General features: G+C 40.1%; 3 protein-coding genes and 1 pseudogene. 3 read left to right on the forward strand and 1 reads right to left on the reverse strand.

From position 1 onward, the window contains the following. Positions 1-158: 158 nt before the first annotated feature. Positions 159-296, reverse strand: coding sequence for a hypothetical protein (locus tag ACFVSH_RS26560; protein WP_387599695.1), 138 nt, complete (start codon positions 294-296; stop codon positions 159-161). Positions 297-355: 59 nt separating this feature from the next. On the opposite strand from ACFVSH_RS26560, the gene ACFVSH_RS26565 reads away from it, so the two are divergent. The 3 genes and pseudogenes from ACFVSH_RS26565 to ACFVSH_RS26575 all read left to right on the forward strand — a co-directional run. After that, positions 356-787: a YlbD family protein gene (locus ACFVSH_RS26565; protein WP_260284176.1), complete on the forward strand. Its 432-nt coding sequence runs from the start codon at positions 356-358 to the stop codon at positions 785-787. Positions 788-799: 12 nt separating this feature from the next. Then, entirely contained in the window at positions 800-1,042 is a 243-nt protein-coding gene (locus ACFVSH_RS26570) for a YlbE-like family protein (protein WP_260284177.1), read from the forward strand. 60 nt (positions 1,043-1,102) lie between these two features. Beyond that, positions 1,103-1,480 (forward strand): annotated as a pseudogene (locus tag ACFVSH_RS26575) (hypothetical protein); the annotation flags it as partial.

Raw genomic sequence — 1,480 nt, forward strand, 5'->3', positions numbered from 1 at the left:
AAAAACTGCACCTCCAATTGTTAGATGTTGTCTAACAATTGGGGTGCAGTTCATTCTGGGTCCGTTTTTTTATACTGGATATTTTTAAAAAATAAAAAAGGTCACTTTCGATATCATCACCTGTGGATCATTCCTCGATGATATCGTATACCTATGTATTAATTTGCACGGAATCGATCGCCAATGGAGAATTTTACATTATGAACTTTGATATCCGCAGTAATGGCTGCATACCCTTTTGGAACTATAAGGGTACTCATTTCATCCAATTGCATTTTAAAATAAATGTTATGCACTTTTTAATTACCTTTAGCATATGGTGCAATAGGCGATGTCTAAGTGTGAGGTGAGAGTAATGGCAAAAAGAAAGCGGCCCTCCGTGGATGGATTTCGGGTGTTTGTAAAGGAACATCCTCATTTAGTGAATGAAGTGAGAAGCAAACAAGCAACATGGCAGGAACTTTTTGAAGAGTGGTATTTACTCGGTGAAGATCATCCACGCTGGCAGGCTGACGGCAGTGTGGGCGAGTCCAAAGTGAATTCAGGATCTCCATCTCCGCCGGTTGAAAAGGGAGAACAAAGCACTGAGTTGATCGGTTCGTTAATGAGTGCAGTTAAAAATATGGATATGGGGCAGATTCAACAATATATTACGAATGCCAATCAGGCCATCGGTGCAATCCAAGGAGTGCTATCTGCTTTCCAAGGGAATAAATCAGGTGATACCAGTCCTCCCCCAAAAGAAAAAGAGCGGAAAGCTAACCCCTTTTTATTCACCAAAGATTAAGGAGGGTTTTTCATGCGTCAGAATATATATGAATTCATTCAAACGAACGAAGATATGCGTAATTACTTGAGGATTCAGCCTGGATGGTACAAAAGGTTAATGCGTAATCCCCATGAAGTGGATGTGTTTGAAACCGAAGCGAAATATCATTTTGAAAAGTCGATTCCACATCGGGTCTCTAAATTTTCGGAAAGCGTTCAGGTTGCCTCAATGATGCTTCATATGTTTCAAGCGATGAATACTTCGGGTGAATGAAGAAAATAAGAGTAAATTACTCCTTTTGGCAGACAATAAAGGCAAAAGGGGGACGATGGAATGAGAAAGTTGATTTTGGCTCTCACAGTGTTGATGGCAGCGGCTGGTTGTGGAAAGAAAATACCGGAACCTGAAAATTCAGGCGTAGCCATGCAAGATGTTTCTACAGTTACAGCTGCCACCACTGTATCGAGCATCCAAAACTCAGATGAGGACTTTCGGGTAAAAACTTTTGTAAAAGGCAACTCTGTCTATGTCGAGTGCTACTTGAAAAACTATGGTTTTTCTGTATCAAATCCTGAACAATTGGCAACTGTGACCGTATTTATTGATAATCAAAAGAAGGTCAATATGAAAACGGCAGCATTTATCTTAAAGGATGTCCCGAATGGCATGCATAAAATTAAGCTGGAAGTCTTGAATGGTTCAGGTGAAAAA

Origin of the sequence: Peribacillus sp. NPDC058002 (assembly GCF_042886655.1) — a bacterium.
GTDB lineage: Bacteria > Bacillota > Bacilli > Bacillales > DSM-1321 > Peribacillus > Peribacillus aracenensis.